Source organism: Cupriavidus pauculus, assembly GCF_022179805.1.
Lineage (GTDB): Bacteria > Pseudomonadota > Gammaproteobacteria > Burkholderiales > Burkholderiaceae > Cupriavidus > Cupriavidus pauculus_E.
On sequence record NZ_BPUO01000001.1, the window covers coordinates 32190 to 52059 of the forward strand.

Annotated in this window: 38 protein-coding genes and 1 tRNA gene; 19 read left to right on the forward strand and 20 right to left on the reverse strand. The window is 62.4% G+C overall.

All coding sequences use genetic code 11. The features are described 5' to 3' along the window. Positions 1-12: 12 nt before the first annotated feature. The 17 genes from MFF62_RS00205 to MFF62_RS00280 all read right to left on the reverse strand — a co-directional run bounded on the left by MFF62_RS00205 (position 13) and on the right by MFF62_RS00280 (position 7694). Positions 13-417 (reverse strand): hypothetical protein, encoded by a 405-nt coding sequence (locus tag MFF62_RS00205; protein WP_238258933.1) that lies wholly within the window; start codon positions 415-417, stop codon positions 13-15. Further along, a complete protein-coding gene (locus MFF62_RS00210; protein WP_238258934.1) occupies positions 414-1169 on the reverse strand; it encodes a hypothetical protein in 756 nt (251 codons plus the stop codon). Before MFF62_RS00210 ends, MFF62_RS00205 begins: the two co-directional genes overlap by 4 nt. Continuing rightward, on the reverse strand, positions 1166-1387 hold the full coding sequence (locus MFF62_RS00215; protein WP_238258935.1) for a hypothetical protein: 222 nt from the start codon (positions 1385-1387) through the stop codon (positions 1166-1168). The genes MFF62_RS00210 and MFF62_RS00215 overlap by 4 nt, the downstream gene beginning before the upstream one ends. Further along, a complete protein-coding gene (locus MFF62_RS00220; RefSeq protein WP_238258936.1) occupies positions 1380-1844 on the reverse strand; it encodes a hypothetical protein in 465 nt (154 codons plus the stop codon). Before MFF62_RS00220 ends, MFF62_RS00215 begins: the two co-directional genes overlap by 8 nt. Before the next feature lie 205 nt (positions 1845-2049). Further along, on the reverse strand, positions 2050-2469 hold the full coding sequence (locus tag MFF62_RS00225; RefSeq protein WP_238258937.1) for a hypothetical protein: 420 nt from the start codon (positions 2467-2469) through the stop codon (positions 2050-2052). Continuing rightward, positions 2466-2906, reverse strand: coding sequence for a hypothetical protein (locus MFF62_RS00230; RefSeq protein ID WP_238258938.1), 441 nt, complete (start codon positions 2904-2906; stop codon positions 2466-2468). The genes MFF62_RS00225 and MFF62_RS00230 overlap by 4 nt, the downstream gene beginning before the upstream one ends. A gap of 453 nt (positions 2907-3359) precedes the next feature. Further along, complete coding sequence (locus MFF62_RS00235) at positions 3360-3863, reverse strand: hypothetical protein (protein WP_238258939.1); 504 nt, start codon at positions 3861-3863, stop codon at positions 3360-3362. A 301-nt stretch (positions 3864-4164) separates the two neighbouring features. Further along, complete coding sequence (locus MFF62_RS00240) at positions 4165-4314, reverse strand: hypothetical protein (RefSeq protein WP_238258940.1); 150 nt, start codon at positions 4312-4314, stop codon at positions 4165-4167. Further along, complete coding sequence (locus MFF62_RS00245) at positions 4311-4667, reverse strand: DUF1064 domain-containing protein (RefSeq protein ID WP_309295890.1); 357 nt, start codon at positions 4665-4667, stop codon at positions 4311-4313. Before MFF62_RS00245 ends, MFF62_RS00240 begins: the two co-directional genes overlap by 4 nt. Further along, on the reverse strand, positions 4595-4798 hold the full coding sequence (locus MFF62_RS30990) for a DUF7696 family protein (protein WP_473700876.1): 204 nt from the start codon (positions 4796-4798) through the stop codon (positions 4595-4597). Before MFF62_RS30990 ends, MFF62_RS00245 begins: the two co-directional genes overlap by 73 nt. Before the next feature lie 18 nt (positions 4799-4816). Further along, on the reverse strand, positions 4817-5899 hold the full coding sequence (locus tag MFF62_RS00250) for a hypothetical protein (protein ID WP_238258942.1): 1083 nt from the start codon (positions 5897-5899) through the stop codon (positions 4817-4819). 3 nt (positions 5900-5902) lie between these two features. Further along, positions 5903-6277 carry a hypothetical protein gene (locus MFF62_RS00255; protein WP_238258943.1) on the reverse strand — a complete coding sequence of 125 codons (375 nt, stop codon included), beginning with the start codon at positions 6275-6277 and terminating at the stop codon, positions 5903-5905. Next, positions 6274-6633 (reverse strand): nuclease domain-containing protein, encoded by a 360-nt coding sequence (locus MFF62_RS00260; RefSeq protein ID WP_238258944.1) that lies wholly within the window; start codon positions 6631-6633, stop codon positions 6274-6276. Before MFF62_RS00260 ends, MFF62_RS00255 begins: the two co-directional genes overlap by 4 nt. After that, positions 6633-6929: a hypothetical protein gene (locus MFF62_RS00265; RefSeq protein WP_238258945.1), complete on the reverse strand. Its 297-nt coding sequence runs from the start codon at positions 6927-6929 to the stop codon at positions 6633-6635. Before MFF62_RS00265 ends, MFF62_RS00260 begins: the two co-directional genes overlap by 1 nt. 10 nt (positions 6930-6939) lie before the next feature. After that, positions 6940-7107 (reverse strand): hypothetical protein, encoded by a 168-nt coding sequence (locus MFF62_RS00270; protein ID WP_238258946.1) that lies wholly within the window; start codon positions 7105-7107, stop codon positions 6940-6942. 10 nt (positions 7108-7117) lie between these two features. After that, on the reverse strand, positions 7118-7306 hold the full coding sequence (locus MFF62_RS00275; protein WP_238258947.1) for a hypothetical protein: 189 nt from the start codon (positions 7304-7306) through the stop codon (positions 7118-7120). After that, positions 7299-7694: an XRE family transcriptional regulator gene (locus tag MFF62_RS00280; protein WP_238258948.1), complete on the reverse strand. Its 396-nt coding sequence runs from the start codon at positions 7692-7694 to the stop codon at positions 7299-7301. The genes MFF62_RS00275 and MFF62_RS00280 overlap by 8 nt, the downstream gene beginning before the upstream one ends. 164 nt (positions 7695-7858) lie before the next feature. Here MFF62_RS00280 and MFF62_RS00285 point away from each other — a divergent pair, with 164 nt between their 5' ends. Continuing rightward, complete coding sequence (locus MFF62_RS00285; RefSeq protein ID WP_238258949.1) at positions 7859-8203, forward strand: hypothetical protein; 345 nt, start codon at positions 7859-7861, stop codon at positions 8201-8203. Here the strand turns inward: MFF62_RS00285 and MFF62_RS00290 are convergent, their stop codons facing one another. After that, positions 8204-8404 (reverse strand): helix-turn-helix domain-containing protein, encoded by a 201-nt coding sequence (locus MFF62_RS00290; RefSeq protein ID WP_238258950.1) that lies wholly within the window; start codon positions 8402-8404, stop codon positions 8204-8206. It lies immediately after the preceding gene. Positions 8405-8453: 49 nt separating this feature from the next. Here MFF62_RS00290 and MFF62_RS00295 point away from each other — a divergent pair, with 49 nt between their 5' ends. The 18 genes from MFF62_RS00295 (at position 8454) to MFF62_RS00375 (ending at position 18422) form a co-directional block, all read left to right on the forward strand. After that, a complete protein-coding gene (locus tag MFF62_RS00295; RefSeq protein WP_238258951.1) occupies positions 8454-9008 on the forward strand; it encodes a helix-turn-helix domain-containing protein in 555 nt (184 codons plus the stop codon). Positions 9009-9196: 188 nt separating this feature from the next. Beyond that, entirely contained in the window at positions 9197-9430 is a 234-nt protein-coding gene (locus tag MFF62_RS00300; RefSeq protein ID WP_238258952.1) for a hypothetical protein, read from the forward strand. Positions 9431-9618: 188 nt separating this feature from the next. Continuing rightward, on the forward strand, positions 9619-10041 hold the full coding sequence (locus tag MFF62_RS00305; RefSeq protein WP_238258953.1) for a hypothetical protein: 423 nt from the start codon (positions 9619-9621) through the stop codon (positions 10039-10041). Next, on the forward strand, positions 10038-10271 hold the full coding sequence (locus MFF62_RS00310) for a hypothetical protein (RefSeq protein WP_238258954.1): 234 nt from the start codon (positions 10038-10040) through the stop codon (positions 10269-10271). Before MFF62_RS00305 ends, MFF62_RS00310 begins: the two co-directional genes overlap by 4 nt. Next, positions 10268-10624, forward strand: coding sequence for a hypothetical protein (locus MFF62_RS00315; protein ID WP_238258955.1), 357 nt, complete (start codon positions 10268-10270; stop codon positions 10622-10624). The genes MFF62_RS00310 and MFF62_RS00315 overlap by 4 nt, the downstream gene beginning before the upstream one ends. Then, positions 10621-10746: a hypothetical protein gene (locus MFF62_RS30735; RefSeq protein ID WP_283205295.1), complete on the forward strand. Its 126-nt coding sequence runs from the start codon at positions 10621-10623 to the stop codon at positions 10744-10746. Before MFF62_RS00315 ends, MFF62_RS30735 begins: the two co-directional genes overlap by 4 nt. A 118-nt stretch (positions 10747-10864) precedes the next feature. Beyond that, on the forward strand, positions 10865-12004 hold the full coding sequence (locus MFF62_RS00320) for a beta clamp domain-containing protein (RefSeq protein WP_238258956.1): 1140 nt from the start codon (positions 10865-10867) through the stop codon (positions 12002-12004). 13 nt (positions 12005-12017) lie between these two features. Then, positions 12018-12332, forward strand: coding sequence for a hypothetical protein (locus MFF62_RS00325; RefSeq protein ID WP_101684935.1), 315 nt, complete (start codon positions 12018-12020; stop codon positions 12330-12332). Positions 12333-12454: 122 nt separating this feature from the next. Then, positions 12455-12814, forward strand: a complete 360-nt coding sequence (locus MFF62_RS00330; protein WP_238258957.1) for a DUF1566 domain-containing protein — start codon at positions 12455-12457, stop codon at positions 12812-12814. 30 nt (positions 12815-12844) lie between these two features. Continuing rightward, positions 12845-13306, forward strand: coding sequence for an Lcl C-terminal domain-containing protein (locus tag MFF62_RS00335; protein ID WP_238258958.1), 462 nt, complete (start codon positions 12845-12847; stop codon positions 13304-13306). Positions 13307-13320: 14 nt separating this feature from the next. Next, positions 13321-13695, forward strand: coding sequence for a four helix bundle protein (locus tag MFF62_RS00340; RefSeq protein ID WP_238258959.1), 375 nt, complete (start codon positions 13321-13323; stop codon positions 13693-13695). Then, entirely contained in the window at positions 13688-15046 is a 1359-nt protein-coding gene (locus MFF62_RS00345) for an RNA-directed DNA polymerase (protein WP_473700877.1), read from the forward strand. The genes MFF62_RS00340 and MFF62_RS00345 overlap by 8 nt, the downstream gene beginning before the upstream one ends. Then, positions 15043-15345, forward strand: a complete 303-nt coding sequence (locus MFF62_RS00350; RefSeq protein WP_238258960.1) for a hypothetical protein — start codon at positions 15043-15045, stop codon at positions 15343-15345. The genes MFF62_RS00345 and MFF62_RS00350 overlap by 4 nt, the downstream gene beginning before the upstream one ends. Continuing rightward, complete coding sequence (locus MFF62_RS00355; protein WP_238258961.1) at positions 15342-16586, forward strand: hypothetical protein; 1245 nt, start codon at positions 15342-15344, stop codon at positions 16584-16586. Before MFF62_RS00350 ends, MFF62_RS00355 begins: the two co-directional genes overlap by 4 nt. Continuing rightward, positions 16583-17077: a DUF1643 domain-containing protein gene (locus tag MFF62_RS00360; RefSeq protein ID WP_238258962.1), complete on the forward strand. Its 495-nt coding sequence runs from the start codon at positions 16583-16585 to the stop codon at positions 17075-17077. Before MFF62_RS00355 ends, MFF62_RS00360 begins: the two co-directional genes overlap by 4 nt. Continuing rightward, positions 17074-17592, forward strand: a complete 519-nt coding sequence (locus tag MFF62_RS00365; protein ID WP_238258963.1) for a hypothetical protein — start codon at positions 17074-17076, stop codon at positions 17590-17592. Before MFF62_RS00360 ends, MFF62_RS00365 begins: the two co-directional genes overlap by 4 nt. Further along, the gene (locus tag MFF62_RS00370) at positions 17579-18100 is read left to right on the forward strand and encodes a hypothetical protein (protein ID WP_238258964.1); all 522 of its coding nucleotides are present in this window, start codon (positions 17579-17581) and stop codon (positions 18098-18100) included. The genes MFF62_RS00365 and MFF62_RS00370 overlap by 14 nt, the downstream gene beginning before the upstream one ends. A gap of 19 nt (positions 18101-18119) precedes the next feature. Next, entirely contained in the window at positions 18120-18422 is a 303-nt protein-coding gene (locus tag MFF62_RS00375) for a hypothetical protein (protein ID WP_238258965.1), read from the forward strand. Here the strand turns inward: MFF62_RS00375 and MFF62_RS00380 are convergent. After that, a complete protein-coding gene (locus tag MFF62_RS00380; protein WP_238258966.1) occupies positions 18419-19441 on the reverse strand; it encodes a tyrosine-type recombinase/integrase in 1023 nt (340 codons plus the stop codon). The genes MFF62_RS00375 and MFF62_RS00380 overlap by 4 nt on opposite strands. A gap of 152 nt (positions 19442-19593) precedes the next feature. Next, positions 19594-19680: transfer RNA gene (locus MFF62_RS00385), tRNA-Leu, on the reverse strand. Positions 19681-19870 lie beyond the last annotated feature (190 nt).

Consider the following 19870-nt stretch of genomic DNA (forward strand, 5'->3'; position numbering starts at 1 on the left):
GATAAGACACCTTCAGCCAATTTTCAAGCCCTCCTTTTGTCCCGCGGCGGCTCGCTGAGAGGCAGCAGCCCAGCCAGTTTGGTACATCTTCAGCGCGAACGTCATGAAGTCCATCGTCTGCTGCCCCCATTCGAGGGGCCTGGACATCCCGGCGCAGCAGTCGCGCATGAAGGCTGCTTGCACCTCGGGCGACGCCAGGCGGTTCCAGTCGTCTACCCATTTGCCGTCGGCCGGCTTGAGGTCGGCGCGGCCCAGCGCGGCCCGGGACTCCATCCAGGTGGCGGTGCGGCGGTGCTGGTTCCACAGTGCAGCGATCTGCGCCGCGAAGTAGGTGCCGCGCAGCCCATGCTGCTTGAGGTTGCGGCCGGCATGCTGGCGCTCGAATTCGGCCCGCAGTTGTGCTTCGGTCACCGTCATGCCTTCTGCTCCCCGCTGCGCTTCATTGCGTCGTCAATCACCGCGCGGCAGGACTTCACGCCACGGGCCTTGCTGTCGTTCAGGTCAATGGCTGCGCAATGGCCACGCCCACCAGGCCCACTCATCAGTCGGACGATGTTCGGGCTCAGGATCAATTGCCAGCCGTAGTCGGTGCCGTAGTGCCGGTTCAGGCCGGCGTTTAGGCGGTCCAGGTAGTCCAGCCGCTCAGCATCAGCCCGCCAGGCATCACGTTGGTAGCGCATGCCGTCCACCTCTCGCTGCGCCTCCTCCAGACGGTCGGTCTCCTCGTAGAGTTTCCGCACCTGGTATTCCAGGTCGCGGCCCAAGTCCGTCTTGGACCCGCAACCAGTGCGATCGCCCTCGGCCATGCAATTCAGCACATACTCCACCTCGGCAATCTCGCGCATCCTTTCGCGCAGCCTGCCCGCCTGAACCTTGAGAGACCGGGCAAGCGCAGTCGTCGGGGTGGCGTCGGCCTCCTCATCAGCTGCCATGAGCTCGATGATCTCCGTGATCTCCTCGACCTCACGCTGGCTGGCGCTCTCCAGTTCGATCACTCGGAGGTTGGCGGCGCCGAGGCGGTCTGTCTGCTCACGCAGAAGCATGCTGCGAAGCTCCGCTCGGCGCTCTAGGTCACGCGCGTACGCCAGCAGCGCCATCCAGTCCTCGGGGCGGACCACCCTGCCAAGGTTGGCACGCTCCAATGCGTCCAAATCCAGCTTCTCTTTCACAGGTCGTCCTCGCTGACTGCCGTGGTGTAATGCGGCCTGTAGCCGCCTTGCACATAAAACATCTCGCCACACAGGACGGCGGGGCAAACTGCTTCGGCTTGCCCCTCGTCTGACGCCAGCGCCCAAAGATCGCCCGGGCTGTCGTTCATATCGTTGGCATCAAACTCATGGCCGCAGTGGGGACACACGGGCATCAGCGTCTGATAGGTGTCAGCCATTGTTCTCTCCTTCCTGTGGTTGCTCACGCGACAGTGCGGGCAGTCCATCTACATACGAATCCCACCCCTCGCGCGGGGTGTCGATGAGGCCTGAAAGCTGCCAACGAGTCGCCGTTGCCTTGGTCGCACGCCAACGTGCCGCGTCGACAGCATCCCTCATGGCGCGCCCGGCCCAGTTGTGGCGACCGCGTACCAGGCACGGGATGCACTCCTTCGGGCAGCCCACCTCCAGGTAGTGGTCTGGCTTACCAGCCTCAGGGTGCGGGTTCACGCTCAGTGGCAGCCCGCATTTGTGGCAGCAGCCCGGCTTCAGCCCGCAAACTTCCTCGGCGTCCGGGGCCCACCCAAGCAACTCCCGGATGTGACTTTCGATGATGTCGCAATCTACCTTTCGTGCATCGCCCAACAGCGCGCGGCAGATCTTTTCCGCCGCTTCCGAAACGGGGGCTTGGCTCATCGCGGTCTCCTGTAAGGATTGGGGTTGGGTATGAATGGCTTCCCATCGAGGATCGCCCGCCTGTGCCTGTCGCTCTCGGCTCGATCCCACCGTTGTTCGTTGCGCTGGCGCTCCCGCTGCGTACTGATGCCACACCACACCATGAAAACCAGCAACGGCGCCACCAGGCACGCGAGCACAATCTCCGCCGCAATTCCGGAATCCGTCATGCCGCCTCCTGCGCAATCACCCCGCACCGCACAAGGAATTCAAAGCGCCATTCGGACGGATCCCCCGCCAGGCCAGCGCGCGACGGGTGCGGATCGAACACGATCTGACCGTTGCAGCCCACCACCGTATGGAAAACGCCATTCCCGCGCGGCGACGGCCCGCTAATGGCGTGATAGACGGGGTTGTTCGACCACATGTTGGCCACCGTCGGGATCTGCACGAAGACGTAGCCGTGCAATACGCAGAAGTCAGCCACGGCCTCCCAGAACGGTTTGCCGCCCTCCACCTCATCCCGGTAGAAGTGCGGCACCTGCTCACGCGGCAGGTCTAGCAGGGACGCCAGCACGGCGCGCTGGCAGTCTCCGTATTGCCCGGCATCGGGCTGGTGGGTGAATTCTTGGTCCGTTGGTGTCACGCCATTTCCCCCATTTCTGAAGCCCTCGCAATCAGCCTTTCGGCTTGCGCCTTGATCTGCTCGCGGGCTTTGATGCCCTCCAGGACCCTCGACATCACCATCAACGCCTTCGCGTGGCGCACCTTCCAGTGCGTGAGCGTGTTGGGCGACTGGCCATACTTCCTCACCAGGATCCGGCACACCAACTCAGCTGACATCCCATGCACGTAGTGGTACTGCAGAAGGCGCTTGGCTAGCGGGTCGTGAATCGACTGCCAGGCCTGTTCGAGCAGCCATCCATCCGCCACATCCTTCGGAACAATCTGCTGCGGTGCGCCCGTCTCATCCTGCCGGCTGAGTGCCGTCGCCAGCTTTGCCCAGGACGCGCAGTGCTTGGGCTGCCATCGTGGGTCTCTGACCACCCTGCCCCAATTCTCCAATCTCGCCTCAATCGTCATCAATTCCCCCGCTGGAACAACTCACACCGTCTGCCGTACTGACGGCGCTTGAACTTGCACTCTCTTTGTCTTTCGCCTGTGGCATCCAGGAACGGGGACCGATTGGCACAGTCCCCGCACGCTTTGTCTGCCCGCCGCTGCTCTTCCTGGCGTCGCATCGCGATCTCCTCAGGCGTCAGGCGGTACATGTAGCTGGGATGGATCACCGGCGCGCCTCCCGCTGCCAACGGATCCACGGCAAGCGGAACGCCGCGTGAAACTCCGCCTCTGCCTTGGCAACGTGGTCCAGATCCGCCCGGGAGGTAATGTCGCAGCGCTCCAAGATGCGGGCCTTTGCGTCCTCCGACGTCTCGCACGGCCGTCCGGTCCTTACAGCCACCATTCGACGAAATTCGGGGTTGTTGCAGAGCCTCGCCGCCAGGTTGGACAGCGGGCCGCCCTTCCGCTTTTCGGTCATACCTGAGCCCCCATTCCGTAGAAGGCGACCATCAGCGGGTGCTGCGGCGCCTCGATGACACGGGGCGCGGGCTGCGTCTTCACCCGTCGCTTCCACTCAGCCGTCTTATCGGGGTCTTCTGTCTTACGCAGGGCGCGGCGTACCTTTTGCTCGAGTGCCGCAGCCGTTGGCTCGCCCCGTGGCACGTCCACGCCGGGCACCGGCAGCCACATCGGGCGGGACGTACCGCGCGCTACCGGCTCGTAGTCGACGATGTGCGCCTGGTGCATGTCGCGGCGGACGTAGAACAGCCTCTCGATGTTCGCGTGCTTCTCTCCGGTGGCATCCGCCAGCTCATGGACCGTCCGCGCAATGCCGTCCGCACAGATCTCCTTGATGGCGATCCAGACGGGGTTCTGGTCGCCGCGCTGGGCCTTCTTCGTCAGCCCCAGCTTCACGGCCCGGCAGTTCACCGACCCGCGTGGCCGCCCCAGCTTGGCGGCGATGTCGGGCGACTTCATACCCTCCCGGTAGCATTGGGCCAGCGCAGCGTCGTCGGCCTCGGTCCACGGTCTCCTGATCATCGCTTCATCCCCCACAGAATCGAAAGTGCTACGGCAGCCATTACCAAGCCTGCAAACGCGTCGCAGATGTCAGCAGAAGTCATAGCGCACCCTTCGATGACAGCCACCAAGCGAAGGCGGCACCTACGATCAGCTCGAACACGAACAACTGCATCGTCCAGTGATGATTCGATGCCGGCCGCGCCGGTCTGGGCTGCGGTATTGCCAGAGGGCTACGAGGCTCCTTGTTCTCCATTCCTCACTCCACATCGACCAGCAGGGCCAGCAGCACACATAGGAAAGCGCCCACAGCAAGGATTACCGCCGGATGCGCATCGATATATCTGGTGGACAAACCCATCACCACGGCTATTGCCATCAGGAAGAAGTTGCGCGCACACGGCTTCACCGAACCTCCTTGATCTGGATACCCATCGCTGCCATGAGGTGCCGCTTGATCCGGTACCCCTCTGTCACTACGCCCTTTACGTCTTCGGTAATCGTCTGGCCATCGCTGTCCGTGTAGACAAAGTCCGCGATGTACTTCAGTGCCGGGCGCTTCCGCCCTTGGATCACCACCGGCGGTGACAGGAGAAACACCACCTGCCGCTCCAGCTCGCTGATCTGTCCTGCTTTCTGCAATGCCACCAGTTGAATCCATCGGTCCAGCTCGCGCCGGCTGTCGAACTTCATTCCCTGGTATTCGTGCTTCCGGTTGCCGTACTTACTCGGCTTGCGCGCCGGTATGCCCGCATGTCCGATGCCAGTTGCACCGCCGCTGGCCGCCCCCGGTACTTCTCCACCTTGACCAGATACGCCGTCACCTGATCGTCCGGCCTTCCCGCCAGCCACCGCACCTCGCACTCGTGCCGCCAGGCCTCGTCCGTTCGCATACCGCCCCCACATGCTCGTCATGCCTGCACCTCGATGGGCGGGTGCCCGTAGAAATGCTCGTGGACACTGGCGTAGCGGTCGCTCTTGTCCTTGAGTAGCTGACCGAGCATGTCTTCCATCCAAGGCCCCTCGCCAGCGGCCTTGAACACCCTGACCTTGAAGTCTTGGAAGTTCTCGTTCCGGTCGCGGCGCCACTTCACCCCGTGCTCACCGCCCTTTGCCTCAATCGCGCTTGCTCCGCCGCGCCACCACTGCCCGGATTCTGATGGCGATGCCCTGGCGTCTGGCACCGTGCCGGCACTTGCAACGGCCTTGGCCGCCTTCTCGCGGGCGGTGGTGATCATCGAAAGGATGTACTTGGCATTCGGCTTGTCGCCTGGCTTCCGCTGCTGGAACACGTCCACTGTCTCGACGATCTCCTGGTCGGTGACCGCCAGGCGGACCATGTCCAGGACTTCCGCCGAGTTGCTGGTGACCGGCATGCCGTGTTTGCGTAGCAGGATGCGGATCTGCACGGGGCGCGAGTTTTCCTCGCCGGTCTGCTTGTTCTGCAAATGCGATGTGGTGTGATCCCCGGCTTCCGCGCGACCACTACCGCCTCCATCACCACATTGTTTTTCTCTTATCTCCTCTCCTCTACTCTTATCTGGGGCGTCACACTGCGTCACATGTGCGTCACCGTGCGTCACCGTGACGTTTTCGACAGGAGTAGTGGGAGGCTGATCAACTTGTGCCTGAGCCGCGCGCTTCCTGTCTCGGTAGTCCCGAGTTCGCCCTGCGCTTGAGTCTTCGCGCTTCGGTTGTCGCTTGTCCCAGTTGGCAATTCGACCGTCGACGATCAGCCCCTTGGCCGCCATCGAATCCAGAATTGCCAGGCACGAACCGTCGTCGACATCGAAGAGAACGTCATGCGCGTCACAGTCAAACCCCGTGACACTGCCTCGCGTCACATCTGCGTCACACTGCGTCACAGAGCTTGCGTATTCGAGGATGGCCACCCAAAGGGTGATCACGGTCGTGAAGTTCTGGCCAGACTTCCGGGCGACCCACTTGAACTTCGGGTCATTGAGGGAGCCATGCCACCAGCGGAACCAGTCCATGCCTTACCCCCTCCCGGCGCCGTGAGACAATGCCCGTTCAACCACCGCAGGAGCACTGCAATGACCCCAGAACGCGAGGAATGGCTGTTGGACGCAATGATGTTCACCGGCCGCGTTACCAGATGCGCCGTTGAACCGTTTCACACCACCGCTTTCGGGGGCAAGACAGCGAGCCGAGTTACCCTCGAACTCGCTCGGGATGCAGCGATAGAAGACGAAGACTTCCCCAGCAGCCTGGTCGCGACCTTCGTATTTCCCACCGAGGGAAAGACCATCGAGCAGATTCAGAATGAAGCCTTCGAGCGCGCCGCGAAGATGCTCAAGCACACTGGCCCGGACAGGGACAATAAGCCCGATTGAGTCGATGTGGGCGGTCATGCGCTCTCCTCCACGCGCACCGCCGGCACGCCGTACATCCTCAGGCGATATGGCGCCCACCGGTCGTAGGCCTCATCCCACGCCAGACGCTTTTGTTCCTTCGTGTAGCGGCCGCCCTGATCGAGCTCGGTATGGCACCAGAAGCAGCCGGGTACCGACATGCGATCGTCAGCCTTGATGCCCTTCCCCTTGCCGTGCTTCAGCTGGTTGGAATGGGCCGGTACCACCGTGTCTGGGCGGTTCCGGCAGATGCCCGGGAAGCGGAGATAGCACTGCTGGCCGTGACACAGCAGGTCCGGGTGCAGCAGCGGGTTGACGCGGACGGCCTTGCCGTTCGCAATGATGACGACGACCATCAGAACAGCGCCCCCTGCGGATGCGGGCGGCGGACCGGCTTGATCGTGCGTCCGGTGATGCGGCATTCGCGCGCCGGGCCGTGCTCCAGCTCGCCCAGCTTGGTGCGCAGCTCGTTGACACGGCCGCTGACGGTGTTGATGGGCGGGCTGGTCAACTCGCACAGTTCCTGCAGCGAGTAGTCGGCCGGGTACGGCTGGATGACCAGCATGATCTGGCGCTGTCTGGCCGAGACCGTGCCGTCCTTCCCAATGTCCCGGTATGTCTGAATGCTGGTGTGCGCGACTTGTGTGTGCATGCCCTCTCCCCTACGCCTGCTGTCTGGTCGGCTTGTACTTCTCGTCCTTGTATCCGGCGTTCCACTCGAGGTGGGCGTCGGTACCGGGCATGTACGGGTTCTCCCCCGCCGCGCGGCCTTGCCGGAACGCCTCGGCGCCCTGCTCGCGCACCGCCGCGCGGCTCATGATTTCGTACATCCCCGCTCCCCTAGTGCTTCACAGACTGCTCGGCCTTGAGGTCAAGCCAGCCAGTCTTGGTGAACGCCTCGTTCAATTGCGCATCCGCTTTGGCCATCTCCTGCAGCTCTAGGAATGCGCGTTGCTTGTTGTCTCCGTGCTTTTTCATCGCCTGCCGGACTGCGCTCCTGGCAATCCGCAGCGCCACCCCTTCATCCATGGATCCTCGCTGCGATCTCTTCCATCAAGGTCAGCATCGCTCGGCGCGCCAGGTACTGGCTGATTGCCCGGTTACCAAGGACGCGCTCCACGTCCGCGATCTTTTCCGCCGGCAGGTCCCGCCTCGGTTTCCCGTTGGCATTCACCTTCTCCCGGTGGAAGTAGTCGCTCGAGTGCGATGGGTACAGGTCAGCCATGGCCGCAAGAATCTGCTTCGTCAGCCCATGGTTCGCCCGGTGTTCCCAGGCGAGCGCGCACGCGTCACGGAACGTCTTGCACTCCGCGATCAGGCTGGGCGAGAGAAACGGGCCTTGCGCGCCCGATTGCTGCTCGCTGACTGGCTGCAAGCCAGTACTGGGGCCGCATTCAAGCAGGTTCGCTGTCCGCATCGTTCTTGTCCTTATAGAAAGATTTCATCGGTTCCACGGTTGAATCCACAGTTGCGCGGAGCCGAAAATTTTTTTGCCAGGTGATCACTTCGCCCGGCCCGGCAGAAGCTTCTACCGGCAAAACACAGACACATCTGCATAGAGGCAATGACACACTCAACCGCATGTACACGTACGCCGAACGCCTCCGCTGGGCAATGCAACAGACCGAACCGCCGACCTCTCGGCGCGCTCTGGCTCTGCGCGTCGGCATCGAGTACCAATCCATCCAGTACCTGGCTGACCCAAACCGCAACGCGCAGGGCAGCCGCCACACAGAAGCCATTGCGCGCGCCCTCGGCGTTTCCGCCCAATGGCTCGCTACTGGAAAAGGCAAACCCCACCGCGGTCGCAAACAGCCTGTCGATCAGCGCCCTGCCCTTCATGACTGCATCCGGGACGTGCGTGAACTGCTCGCGCGACTGGAACGCATCGCACAAGCACTGGAAGACGGCCAGAGCGGGAACTAGTCAGGCGGCCAACGGCCGGCCAAACACCTCGGCGTGCATCCGGTCGATCGCGACAAGGGTGCTGCCTTTGCAGTCCCCTTGGCCGTTCAGAATTCGGTTCACCGTCGGCTGGGAAATTTGCAGGCGGCGACTAAGCGCTACCTCGCTCATCCCGGTGTGAGCCTTCAGTTCGGCAAGCTTGACTTGGTGGGTCTTGTCCATGCCTTAGTCTATTCATTGCCGCATAGCTTGTCAATGCGCGCGTGAATAGATGTTTGACCATCGCTATTCGCCGCCGTATATCGGAACCATGACAATCGCAACCCGCCTTGATCGCCTGATGCGCGCCCGGAACGTGAAGAGCCAGAGCGCCCTTGCACGCATGACTGGCGTCCCCCAGCCCACGATCAATCGCATACTCAAAGGACAGACGGACACTCCGGAGCTCGGGACGATCAAGAAGATTGCGACCACCTTCAATGTTCCAGCCACCTGGCTTGCTGAAGGCCCCGGCGACGATCCACCCAACGTCGACCCAAGGCAGGGAAGCGCCGGGCTTCTGGTGGCGGCCAATATGTCGCTAGAGGAACGGGTGAGGAGCGCGCAGCTAGAGGCAGCAAATCACCTGATCGGACTTCTTCCCTCGGCAGTCCTGTCCAAGTTGCTGGGCGCCCTGCAGCAATCCACCGAGACGAGCGACTTCTCGGTGTTCGATACGCCCTTTGACATCAACCTTGACGACGTTAGGGCAAAAGCCGCCAAAGAGATTTCAGGTGGAGAGCCAGACCCCGTGCCACAAAGCAACAAGCGGCTAAAAACCCGTTGACACGCCATCGCTAGACGACGCCCGCGATAGCGGGCTTTTTTTCGCCCCTGGGCGGCAGAGGCATTGGCCACCTAGCCGGCCAAACCCGTTGCATCCGACGGACGTGGGGTTATTCCCACACCCCATCCGAGTTAAGTGAGTACCTCAGAACTTCAGGCCGCCAAGAATGCCTGCGTATGAGGGGTCACATGAGCAACGTAGTCAGCCTCGCCGAGCACAAACGCCGGACAGGCCGAATTGATCGTTCCGCCGCGCTACCGCGCACCAAACAAGAAGACGCAATCCACCTATTCCGCCAGGACGACGGCACCTACAGGGCCTTCGTCAACGGCGCCTATTCGGAAGACGACCTCCTCTCCGTGGAGCATCTGACCGACCTGGCGCGCCGACTCGCGCGGGCCAAACGCCTCGAGGGGACGTAGCGGCCCGAACTATTCATTCGCGTATTGCTATTTCTATTCGTTGGTGTATAGTTCCCTCCATCGACGCGCCACGGCGCTCACTGGGAGATAGAGGGATGGATCTGCTCGTACCTATCGGAATCATGTTGCAGACGCTCGGCATAGTCGCAGCGTTCGCTTTTGCGTCCTCGCGTGGGTGGGTCTGAGCCATGGCCAAGCCCCTCACCCACGAACAGATCCTGGCATTGCCGCTCTCCCAACAGGGCGCGGCGATGGCGGAATACAAGCTCCGCGCCCGCCAGGCTGAACTCAAGGCTATGGCCCCGGCACTGCTGCTCCTCGATGCGGAGCACGCCGCCATCAAGGCCGCCGGCTACGACATCCACGCCGACTCGCTCACGCCTGCCTTCCGAGAGAAGCTGACGCTCCACGTCATGGCTTCCATCTTTGATGGTGGTGTGCGCCTGTATAGGGCACTGCTGAAGGCTGGCTTCGTGCTCAGCGAGCGCGATGACAGCACTCACACCGCGACGCTTCTCTTCAAGAAGGGCCGCCTCCGCCTGCGCATGTACATGGCGCCGAAAGACTTGGCGCGCGCCGAGGCTCCGGTTGAGATCAAGGAGGCGGCATGAACAACGATCACGCTGTTCAACGCCAGGCCGCCGCGGCCAATGACTACGACAAATTGCTCCGCGAGTACCAACTCGCGCAGATCATCATTGGAAACGCCTGGCAGTTGATGACCATCAACCAGCGGCTGGTGTGGGGCGAGCGGAATGCCACCGCTGCCGCCCGCCTCAGCGCTGCCTGCAAGGCTGCAGGCGCCGCCGTCATTGCTGAAGCCACCGGGAGCGCAGCATGAGCGCCACGCACACCCCCGGCCCCTGGTTCTACCAGGAGAACTCGGACGCCTATACGCACATCGTGCGCGCGGCCAGCAAGCCGAATCTCATCCTGGTTCATCTGCGCCAAGACACGTCCGGCGGCGCAGAGGCCGACGCCCGCCTGATCGCCGCGGCACCGACCATGTTTGACGCGCTCGCCGCCGCACGGCAGACGATCTACCAAGATCGCAAGAACATGTTCGACTGCCATGTGAACTTCCAAACCGGTGAAGTCCACGACGAGCTGGGCAAAGCGGGAATCGCTGCATACGACCTGGTCCTCAGGCAGATCGACGCGGCCATGGCCATCGCTACGGGGAGTCCAGCGTGAAGCTTCTCCGCGCCATCGCCTTCTGGGTCGGTACCGCCATCGGCGTAATTGCCCTCTCCGGCCTCTATGCCGCTTTCAATCCGGAAGCGCCCACCGCCACCCGTATCTGGAGGCAGTCATGAACACCGAGATCTTCATGCACGACCACGTGCGCGAGATGCGCGCCAAGGGCTGGAAGCTGAGCGGCCGCCTGCTGCCGAACGGCGACCTCGAATACGTCCGCCTCCACTGAGATCTGCCATGGCTAAGACCAAGACCAAAGCAACGAACACCGAGTCGCTGATGCTCACCATAACGAGAAAGCACCTGAGCGATGCCTTCAAGGCCGCCAGCCAGGCTGCACCGTCCAAATCGCCGCTGCACATTCTGACCCACATCAGGCTGCAGGCCACGGAGGACGTCCAGGCAGTGACCCTCACGGGATCAAACACCCACATGACCGTCCAAGCGACGGTTCCTGCTGAAATCTTCGGGGACTGCATCGACATTTGCCTGCCCGCCGACAAGCTTTCCGCCCTGGTCGGGATGACCGCAGAGGATGTGAGTTTCACGGCGAAGGACGCGAAGGTGATTGCGCGCGCTGGCTCGTGCCGCTTGACCATTCCGTCCCTGCCTGGGCGGGACTTTCCTGAAGCGAGGATCGAAGGCGAGCCCATTGCCGTGCTCGACGCGCCGGGCCTCACGGAGATGATCCCGACGGTGTCGTTCGCCGTGGCCGGGATGTTCCGCCATGACAAGCCCATCCTGCGAAACCTATGGATCGAGTGCGACGGCGAGGCGGTACACATGGTCGGCTGCGACAGCTTCATGCTGGCCGCGAATTCATTGCTGGTAGCGCCGGCAGAGTTCGGCGAGACCATCGCGCCGTTCGGCGTTTGCCTTGCGGCCGATGGTGCGGATCTGCTCTCGAAGGTTGGCGCGACCCGGTTTGAGATCTATGAGAAGCACATTGTTGGGAGCCGTGACGGGATCCGCATCGAGTGCGGACACCAGGGCGCCAAGTACTTCGATTGGCGCCGGATGATCCCCAAGGCTGACCAGTTCGTGACGTTCTCGCGCGACGAGCTGCTGCAGATCTGCCCGCTGCATCGCGTCTTCGATCAGAAGGGCGTGATCCGCTTCGAGCAAGACGGCGCTGACTGCGCAATCACGATCACCGACGGCATGCAGGCCGTCGACGCCGAAATTCCGGTCAAGGCGCGTAGCGAAGAAGCGCACCTAGACAACTCATTCGACGGCCCGAATCTCCTGCGCCTGCTCGGCCAGGTGAAGACCGACGACGTCGCGCTTTCATGGGCCAGCCAGGGGAAGCAGGACTTCTCCGTCTACCTCCTTCAGGACGGTAGCTGGCGCGGCATTCTCACCTCCCTTCGCGTGTAACGAGGACCCTGACATGACTATCGACGAACTCAAGCGGCAGGCAGCCAAGGCAGCAAGACGCGGCGACGTGGCCAAGATGGACGAGCTTGAACTTGCCTACATCAAGCTGGCCGTTCCGCTCACCGTGGCCGACTCCAGCTATGACGGCGACCGCGCAGTGATCCTCGCTTCGCCGATTCGCCTGTTCCGAGGTGCCGGGCCGAATGGTGAAACCCGCATCCAGTGGATGCGCTCCGACGGCATCTATGCGATGTCGGACATCAATGGCCACTTCATTGGCGAGCCCGACGACGCTCCAACGCTCTTCCCGCTCGAAATGGCGGCCTGATCAACCGGGGAAAGCGGCATCGACAGCCCCAAGTCACTAAACACCGTGGGAAGCCTCCGAGACCCTCCCCGCCGCAAGTACCCGACCCAACGCAGTACCCACGCAACTCAATAGGACTCCGCATGCAACAACTGCAAATCCCGCCGCTGTCCGAGGGCGAAATCTATGTCGGTGCCATCGGCGACAAGAACGGTGACTTCCACCACGTGATCCTGCTGCCGGGCGACAACGGCGACGCCACGTGGCAAGCCCAGATGGAATGGGCCAAGTCGGTTGGCGGCGATCTTCCGAACCGCGTCGAGCAGGCCATGTTGTGGGCCAACTTCCGCGACCAGTTTCAGAAGGATTGGTACTGGAGCAACGAAGTCCACCACAACAACGACGGCTGGGCCTGGTGTCAGAGCTTCGGCTACGGCACCCAGGACTACCGCCACCAGGGCAGCGAGCTTCGCGCTCGCGCCGTCCGCAGATTGCCCATTTAACCCTTCATCCATTCCTCTGGAGCGCATCACATGATCACGCTTGAACAGATCGAGGCCGAACACTCGCGCGTAGCCGCAATGATCGAGGCCTTCCGCGAACAGCTGCTGCCCACGGAGTACACCGTCGCCGGCGTGAAGATCCCGCTCGCGCCAGGTGAACGCTACGCGGGCCTCGTCCTCGGCGATGAAGGACAGCCGGACTACCACCTAATCCTGCTGCCCGGCGAAGTCGAGAGCGCCACGTGGAAGGATGCCTGCATCTGGGCCGGTGACCGCGACGCTTCGCTCCCTACACGCCGCGAGCAATCCCTCCTGTTTTCCAACCTGAAGGGCGAGTTTGAGTCAGCCTGGTACTGGTCCGGTGAGGAGCACGAGGAAAACGACGGCTGGGCCTGGTTTCAGTACTTCGGCTACGGCCGCCAGTACGGCAACCCCCAGGACCTCGAGCTTCGCGCTCGCGCCGTCCGCAGATTCATTCCTTCAGTAATTTAACCATTTGAACCACCGTGGCTCTGCACACCCAACTTCCGATCTACAAGGCGGCATACGGTCTCCTGGACGTTGTCACCGACTTGGTCAAGAACATGGCCCGCGATTTCAAGCGCAGCATCGGCGAAAAGATCAACGCCGAGTGCATTGAGATCATGGTGCTCGTGTTCCGGGCTAATGTCGCCGCCGACAAGTCGCCGCATCTGGTGGAACTGCTGGAGCGCCTGCAAGTGATCGAGCTGCTTCTGCGTCTCAGCATGGACAAGCGACTGATTTCCCGGACCGGCTACGCCAAGGCCATCGAGATCACGACCGGGATTGGCAAGCAGGCAAACGGCTGGAAAAAGTTCGCAAATCGCCCGCTTCACGGAGGTCAAGGCCGCCATGACTGAGCGATCTTTCAATCTGGTCATGCCGCTGGCTCACGAGGCCACCGACAGGCGCATCACGGATACCTCCGGTAGCTTCCGGGCAGCGTCCGGCGCAGTTTCCCAGCTGAGCAATCGGACGGGCGACGTGGATAGCATGATGGATACGGCTGGGCCTGGTATCAGAACTTCAACAACGGCAACCAGAACAACAACCACCAGAACAACGAGCTTCGCGCTCGCGCCGTCCGCAGATTGGAACGAAAGCGCCCCCTTCTCGTTTTACGAACTGCTCGAAGCCTATATCGACTGCCGCCGCACAAAGCGCAACAGCGCGAGCGCGCTGGCGTTCGAGGTCAACCTGGAGCAAAACCTGCGATGTCTGTACGACGAGCTGGCCGAAGGTATCTACACACCGGGACGGTCGAAGTGCTTCGTCATCACGCGACCAAAGCCCCGTGAAGTGTGGGCGGCAGAGTTCCGCGATCGCATCGTGCACCACCTTCTGTACCGGAAGATCGGCCCTCGTTTCGAGAGCTCCTTTATCGCCGACTCTTGCGCCTGCATCAAGGGACGGGGCACCCTGTACGCCGCTCGCCGCCTGGAAGCGAAGGTGCGAAGCATCACCCAGAACTGGTCGCGGCCTGCGTTCTACCTGAAGTGCGATCTAGCCAACTTCTTCGTAAGCATCGACAAGAGCATCCTGCTGCAGCTGCTGCGCGTGAAGATCACTGAGCCGTTCTGGCAATGGCTAGCCGAGCTTGTGCTGATGCACGACCCACGGGCTGATTTCGTCTACCTCGGCGATCGCTCGATGATGGAACTCGTGCCGCCGCACAAGCGGCTCATGGAGCAGCCGGCACACCTGGGACTGCCAATCGGCAACCTCAGCAGCCAGTTCTTCGCGAATGTGTACCTCAACGAGCTGGATCAGTTCGTGAAGCACCAGATCGGCGCGCGGCATTACATCCGCTATGTCGATGACTTTCTGATCCTGCACCAGTCGCCACAGTGGCTGAATGCCGCACTGTCGCGCATCGATGACTTCCTGCCGCGCGAGCTGCACGCACGTCTGAACCCAACGAAAACGATCCTGCAAACGGCCGCACGCGGCATCGACTTTGTTGGGCAGGTAGTACGGCCATGGGCACGTCATACCCGCGCCCGCTCGGTGAATGTCGCGGCGCAACGCCTGGCGCAGATGCCAGACGCCGATGTCTTCGATGCGGCCAACAGCTACTTGGGACTCACCCGCCAGGCTACGGCCAGCCACGTAGACCGCGCTTGCCTCGCAAAGGTGATCCGGGGCCGGGGCCACGCCGTGGATTTCGCCCTCACCAAAGCCTATCGCAAGGCGGACCGGAGGCAGGCATGACCCGGCTTGCGTTCGCAATCGCCCTGCTCGCTGCGCTCATAGCCGCCATGGCTTGGGGCACCCACCAAACCCTCCGTTGGATGCAACGGATTGCAGAAGGAGATCTCCCGATGGGAATCGTCAGCACCGCGACGATGATCGATCGCCTCACCAGGCGGATCGACACGCGCGACCTCCGTATGGACGAAGCCAGCTTTGTCCGAAGCCTCAAGGAAAAGGTCCAGCGTTCCAGCATTGTCGACCTGACCGCCGACGAAGTGGAGAAGCTCGACGAGATCCACGGGAGACTGTTCCAATGACACTCGCCTCTCTTCGTAACTGGGCCGCCGACAATTTCATCGCGGCCACCTTCCAGACAATGGGGCAGTACCGAACCGCACTGCTACGCGCAATCGACGAAGCGATCCAGCAGACCTTCCAATTGCGCGTGAAGCCCTGGATGCTCGAATGCTTCGGCGCGGAGATCTCGGCAGATGCGGAGGAACGCAACCACCGCTTCCTCGAAGAGGCGCTGGAACTGGTTCAGGCGTGCGGCTGCTCCCGCAGTGAGGCGCACCAGCTCGTCGATTACGTTTTCTCCCGCCCGGTTGGCGAAAAGCACCAGGAGGTCGGTGGCGTCATGGTAACGCTGGCCGCGCTTTGCCTCGCGCAGTCGCTAGACATGCACGCTGCAGGTGAAACAGAGCTGGCCCGCGTCTGGACCAAGGTAGATCAAATCCGCGCGAAGCAGGCAGCCAAGCCAAAGCACTCACCTCTCCCTCAGCATGTTCCCGACGTCTATGCAGCATCGAGGGCACAGGATGCACAACCTGCAATCCAGTACAGCGACGAACTGACGCCTCGCACGCCTAGCGAGAGATCGGCCTACCTGGAAGGCGTCGAGGAAGGGAAAATGCGCGCTGTGCGTGATTGGCTCGCACAGTCGTCGGCACAAGTGACGCCCGTTGCCTTCGACCTAGTCGGCCTAGCTGACCGAATGCTGGCTCCCCGTGATCTCACCAGAGACGAGCGCGGCATGCTGTCAAACCCGGCGCTCCCGGAACTCGATGAGGGCGACGATGTGCGCGGGTTCCTTCTGGCATTTGGTATCGAATGCGAGGCCGTGCGCATGGAAACGGATTGCGACGATGAAGCACTCATCGAAGCAGTGTGGGAGGGCGCGAGCTGCGCCCCGTGGGCGCCGACGCCGCCAGATGGTGACGGGTGGATGCTTTCCGACATCTACGACACCGAGGATGGCCCCGTTGCGCTCTTCATTCGAAAGAAGCCGGCCGAGCCGCACAAGACGCGCCGGCAGCGCCAAGCTGAGAGCCAGCGAAAGCGTGATTCAGATCGCATGGACAAACTCATCGACGAAAGCTGGGATCTACGTTGCTTTGACATCGGCAGCAGCGAAGGTGATGGCGATGTCGGCTGGCGCGTCGTCGAACACCACCAGGCCGCACCACATGAGCGTGTAGTGGCCGAGGTATTTCGCGACGACCCACGCGCCGCCATCGACGCCGCCATTTCCCGCAAGCATGCGGAGGTGGAAGCATGAAAAAGACGGCCATCATTTCCGAGTGCGGCACTTACCGGTATCGGCTCGGCCGGCGCTGGGCGGATGGCGGCTGCATGCTGTTCGTCATGCTCAACCCGAGCACGGCCGACGCGGAAGTCGACGACCCGACCATCCGCAAATGCATGGGATTCGCCTCGCGTGCTGGCTTCAGCGCAATTGAGGTGGTCAACCTGTACGCCTATCGTGCGACGGATCCGAAGGCATTGAAGGCGGCGGGCTGGCCCGTCGGTCCGAAGAACCATGAGCACGTATCCCACGCGATGCTCGACACCATCCACGGTGACGGCATCGTAGTTGCAGCCTGGGGTGCGAATGCTCGTGGTCGGCCGGAGGCATCTTCCATGCTGGAGAAGATGGCACGAACAGGCTTTGCGGCACATGCCCTGCGGATCCTTCCCGACGGCACGCCAGCTCACCCGCTAATGCTGCCCTACAGCTGCAGCCCAACAAAGATGGAGGTGTCGGCATGAGCCGAAGCGGATACACCGACGATTGCGAGAACCTCGGCCTGTGGCGCGGCGCCGTCGAGCGGGCGATTCGTGGCAAGCGCGGGCAGCAGGCTCTGAAGGAGATCGCTGCCGCCATGGACGCGATGCCAAACAAGGTCCTTGCTGCCGAGTCGCTCGTCACAACTGACGGCGAGTTTTGCACGCTAGGCGTGTTGGGTGCGTTTCGCGGCCTGGACATGGCGCCTATCGATCCGGAAGACCCTGACCAAGTGGCCAAGGCCTTCGATCTCGCCCCTGCCATGGTGCGCGAGATCGTCTTTGAGAACGACGAAGCCATGGTCACGTGGAAGCACGTGGATGTGGAGATCACGGGCCCGGTACGCCCGTACTACCCGGAGTACGGAAATCACATCGTCCGGACGATGGTTGACATACCGGAAAGCGACCTGGGCCCGATGCGCTGGAAGCGCATGCGGGAATGGGTCGAGCGACATCTGGCTAAGGAAGCAGCACGGCAGAGCCATGAACATCCCTGACGACCTCACCCTCTACTCTACGGTCCACGGCCACGGCGCCAACGGCCTGGCGTTCTACCGCTATGCCGATCAGGATGGCTTTGGCGTTCACCTGGATGCGCGACGCGAGTCGTACGGCAAACCCTTTGTGAACTCGTTCTGGCTGGAGGCGCTGCCCGAACAGCGCTTTCCGACCATGCCCGCCCTGCAACTGGCCGCACGCGATCTGACCGACGACCAGGTGGCCACCGAGCGCGCAAAGTATCCGCTGATCCGAAGCTCCCGCCCGGTCGGCGAGCGCCGGCATCAGAACCTTTGCCGCCTGTGCCCACGGTCCGCCGGCCAGCCAGGTGCCGTGATCGTCCATCTGGCCAGGAACTGGAATCCAGCTGTCGACCGCTATGTCGAGCTTTGCGACGCCCACGGGAGCCTTTCTGACAACCCCGCCGCGCTGGACGCGGCACTCGAAGCCGAATTGGCAGAACGGAAGGCTCGCGCTGCCGCGCAGGGCCTCCCGTGGATGATGTAACGCAGGAATGGAGTGAGAAATGAGCGAACAAGAACTACTCGACCGCATCATCGAGGAACTGGACAAGAGAATCCGCCCGATGGCCCACATCCCGCTTGAGGCGCAGCTTTGGTCAACGAAAGAGATCGGCGAATACCTGCAGCGGCCCGCCAAGGTGGTGCGCGAACGCGTGGTGAACGTGCCCGGTTTCCCGGCACCGATCCGTCTTCCAAACCCGGGCAGCCTCGGCAAGGCTCAGCCGCGCTGGAAGGCGATCGAGGTCATCAAGTGGGTGGAGTCGTACCAGGGCGGCAAGATGGGCCGCCCTCGCAAGCCGGACTAGCCCAGCCGCAGCGCCAGTTCGGCGGCGGACTCGTTGTAGTAGGTCCGCAGCTCGCTGAGGTTGGTGTGCCCGGTCATCCGGGCCAGCGCGAGCACGTCGAGCTTCGTCGAGAGCCTGGTGATGGCTTCGTGGCGGGTATCGTGGAACGTCAGGTCGGCAATGCCGGCCTTTTCCTTTGCCTTCCGGAACAGGGCATCCCGGCTGGCGGCTGGCAGCGCAAACAGCGGCTTGCCGTCGTCCACTTCCGGCAGCATCTTCAGCAGTTCGATGGCGCGCGTGGAGAGTGGCACGTCCCGGGCACCGCCATTCTTGGTCATCGGAAGATGGGCGACGCGCCGCTCCAAGTCGACCGTGTGGGAGGTCAGGCCCAGTAGCTCGCCAGAGCGCATTGCAGTTTCGATGGCCAACAGGAACGCCACGGCCACTCGCTGGGACGACAAAGCGACGGGGTGACCCTCGTAGTAGCCCAGGGCCAGGGTTATATCCTCGATCTCCTTGTCGGAGATGCGCCGGTCGCGCGGCGGCGAGTCGGGCGGCCGCCGGACGTTCTTCATGGGGTTGTGTGTCAGCCAGCCCCACTCCTCATGCGCCACCTTGAAGGCGTGAGAAATCAGGGACATTTCGCGCGACACCGACGCGCCGGCGATACCCGGCTGCTCGTCCGTCCCGCGCTGCCTGACGTCGCGCCAAGCAGCAATGTGGGCGGGCTGGAGGTCCGCCAGCTTGATGTCTCCGAACTTCCGCCCCAAGACGGCAATGTCGCCAATGAGGTCCAGCCGGATGACCTCCCACCGCTCACCCTTCTTGGCCGGGCTCACCTTCTCGGCGTAGGTCTTCAGAACGTCGCGCACGGTGTGGGTCTTGCTCCCCGTCCCGCCGCTGATCGAACGCAGTTCAGTCTCGCGCTGAGACGCCCAAGCTTGGGCCTCCGCCTTGGTATCGAGGTTCTTCGAGTCGCGCGTGCCCTGGACATAGACCTCGGCGCGCCAGCCATTCTTGACCTTCCGAAAGGAAGCCATGCGTAACCTCAGCGTAAATTCGGCGTAATGACGCGTAGTTTAGTGAGGTTTCGTGCGGAATTTCAAGGGGTCTGTAGAGCCACACGGCGGGCCGTAAGCCCTTGTATTACCGTGGGTTGCGGCGTTTTTGGGTGCCGTGTGGCTTTGGTATTTGGTGCGAGGGAGGGGACTCGAACCCCTACACCATTGCTGGCGTCAGGACCTAAACCTGGTGCGTCTACCAATTTCGCCACCCTCGCAGTCCTGGACCGGGCTTCCATCAAGCAATTCCACAAAGCAAAAAAGGCGGCTGGAACTGCCCGCCTTCTTCCGCCCTATTCCTGCCGTGGCTTGCTTTTGGCGCGTTGCGCGCCGGAATCCGGTTCGTGCCGTTGGCGTTACTTCTGCCAGCGGCGCAATAAGGATGCGGATTGTAGCGCAAGGCGGCAG

What these genes read in the sequence shown, in the direction of transcription:
- MFF62_RS00205 (WP_238258933.1), bottom strand. Translation starts at nt 417, where the DNA reads ATGACGGTGACCGAAGCACAACTGCGGGCCGAATTCGAGCGCCAGCAT.
- MFF62_RS00215 (WP_238258935.1), bottom strand. Translation starts at nt 1,387, where the DNA reads ATGGCTGACACCTATCAGACGCTGATGCCCGTGTGTCCCCACTGCGGC.
- MFF62_RS00220 (WP_238258936.1), bottom strand. Translation starts at nt 1,844, where the DNA reads ATGAGCCAAGCCCCCGTTTCGGAAGCGGCGGAAAAGATCTGCCGCGCG.
- MFF62_RS00230 (WP_238258938.1), bottom strand. Translation starts at nt 2,906, where the DNA reads ATGACGATTGAGGCGAGATTGGAGAATTGGGGCAGGGTGGTCAGAGAC.
- MFF62_RS00235 (WP_238258939.1), bottom strand. Translation starts at nt 3,863, where the DNA reads ATGAAGTCGCCCGACATCGCCGCCAAGCTGGGGCGGCCACGCGGGTCG.
- MFF62_RS30990 (WP_473700876.1), bottom strand. Translation starts at nt 4,798, where the DNA reads ATGCGAACGGACGAGGCCTGGCGGCACGAGTGCGAGGTGCGGTGGCTG.
- MFF62_RS00250 (WP_238258942.1), bottom strand. Translation starts at nt 5,899, where the DNA reads ATGGACTGGTTCCGCTGGTGGCATGGCTCCCTCAATGACCCGAAGTTC.
- MFF62_RS00255 (WP_238258943.1), bottom strand. Translation starts at nt 6,277, where the DNA reads ATGACCGCCCACATCGACTCAATCGGGCTTATTGTCCCTGTCCGGGCC.
- MFF62_RS00260 (WP_238258944.1), bottom strand. Translation starts at nt 6,633, where the DNA reads ATGGTCGTCGTCATCATTGCGAACGGCAAGGCCGTCCGCGTCAACCCG.
- MFF62_RS00265 (WP_238258945.1), bottom strand. Translation starts at nt 6,929, where the DNA reads ATGCACACACAAGTCGCGCACACCAGCATTCAGACATACCGGGACATT.
- MFF62_RS00270 (WP_238258946.1), bottom strand. Translation starts at nt 7,107, where the DNA reads ATGTACGAAATCATGAGCCGCGCGGCGGTGCGCGAGCAGGGCGCCGAG.
- MFF62_RS00275 (WP_238258947.1), bottom strand. Translation starts at nt 7,306, where the DNA reads ATGGATGAAGGGGTGGCGCTGCGGATTGCCAGGAGCGCAGTCCGGCAG.
- MFF62_RS00280 (WP_238258948.1), bottom strand. Translation starts at nt 7,694, where the DNA reads ATGCGGACAGCGAACCTGCTTGAATGCGGCCCCAGTACTGGCTTGCAG.
- MFF62_RS00285 (WP_238258949.1), top strand. Translation starts at nt 7,859, where the DNA reads ATGTACACGTACGCCGAACGCCTCCGCTGGGCAATGCAACAGACCGAA.
- MFF62_RS00290 (WP_238258950.1), bottom strand. Translation starts at nt 8,404, where the DNA reads ATGGACAAGACCCACCAAGTCAAGCTTGCCGAACTGAAGGCTCACACC.
- MFF62_RS00295 (WP_238258951.1), top strand. Translation starts at nt 8,454, where the DNA reads ATGTTTGACCATCGCTATTCGCCGCCGTATATCGGAACCATGACAATC.
- MFF62_RS00300 (WP_238258952.1), top strand. Translation starts at nt 9,197, where the DNA reads ATGAGCAACGTAGTCAGCCTCGCCGAGCACAAACGCCGGACAGGCCGA.
- MFF62_RS00305 (WP_238258953.1), top strand. Translation starts at nt 9,619, where the DNA reads ATGGCCAAGCCCCTCACCCACGAACAGATCCTGGCATTGCCGCTCTCC.
- MFF62_RS00310 (WP_238258954.1), top strand. Translation starts at nt 10,038, where the DNA reads ATGAACAACGATCACGCTGTTCAACGCCAGGCCGCCGCGGCCAATGAC.
- MFF62_RS00315 (WP_238258955.1), top strand. Translation starts at nt 10,268, where the DNA reads ATGAGCGCCACGCACACCCCCGGCCCCTGGTTCTACCAGGAGAACTCG.
- MFF62_RS00320 (WP_238258956.1), top strand. Translation starts at nt 10,865, where the DNA reads ATGGCTAAGACCAAGACCAAAGCAACGAACACCGAGTCGCTGATGCTC.
- MFF62_RS00325 (WP_101684935.1), top strand. Translation starts at nt 12,018, where the DNA reads ATGACTATCGACGAACTCAAGCGGCAGGCAGCCAAGGCAGCAAGACGC.
- MFF62_RS00330 (WP_238258957.1), top strand. Translation starts at nt 12,455, where the DNA reads ATGCAACAACTGCAAATCCCGCCGCTGTCCGAGGGCGAAATCTATGTC.
- MFF62_RS00335 (WP_238258958.1), top strand. Translation starts at nt 12,845, where the DNA reads ATGATCACGCTTGAACAGATCGAGGCCGAACACTCGCGCGTAGCCGCA.
- MFF62_RS00345 (WP_473700877.1), top strand. Translation starts at nt 13,688, where the DNA reads ATGACTGAGCGATCTTTCAATCTGGTCATGCCGCTGGCTCACGAGGCC.
- MFF62_RS00350 (WP_238258960.1), top strand. Translation starts at nt 15,043, where the DNA reads ATGACCCGGCTTGCGTTCGCAATCGCCCTGCTCGCTGCGCTCATAGCC.
- MFF62_RS00355 (WP_238258961.1), top strand. Translation starts at nt 15,342, where the DNA reads ATGACACTCGCCTCTCTTCGTAACTGGGCCGCCGACAATTTCATCGCG.
- MFF62_RS00360 (WP_238258962.1), top strand. Translation starts at nt 16,583, where the DNA reads ATGAAAAAGACGGCCATCATTTCCGAGTGCGGCACTTACCGGTATCGG.
- MFF62_RS00365 (WP_238258963.1), top strand. Translation starts at nt 17,074, where the DNA reads ATGAGCCGAAGCGGATACACCGACGATTGCGAGAACCTCGGCCTGTGG.
- MFF62_RS00370 (WP_238258964.1), top strand. Translation starts at nt 17,579, where the DNA reads ATGAACATCCCTGACGACCTCACCCTCTACTCTACGGTCCACGGCCAC.
- MFF62_RS00375 (WP_238258965.1), top strand. Translation starts at nt 18,120, where the DNA reads ATGAGCGAACAAGAACTACTCGACCGCATCATCGAGGAACTGGACAAG.
- MFF62_RS00380 (WP_238258966.1), bottom strand. Translation starts at nt 19,441, where the DNA reads ATGGCTTCCTTTCGGAAGGTCAAGAATGGCTGGCGCGCCGAGGTCTAT.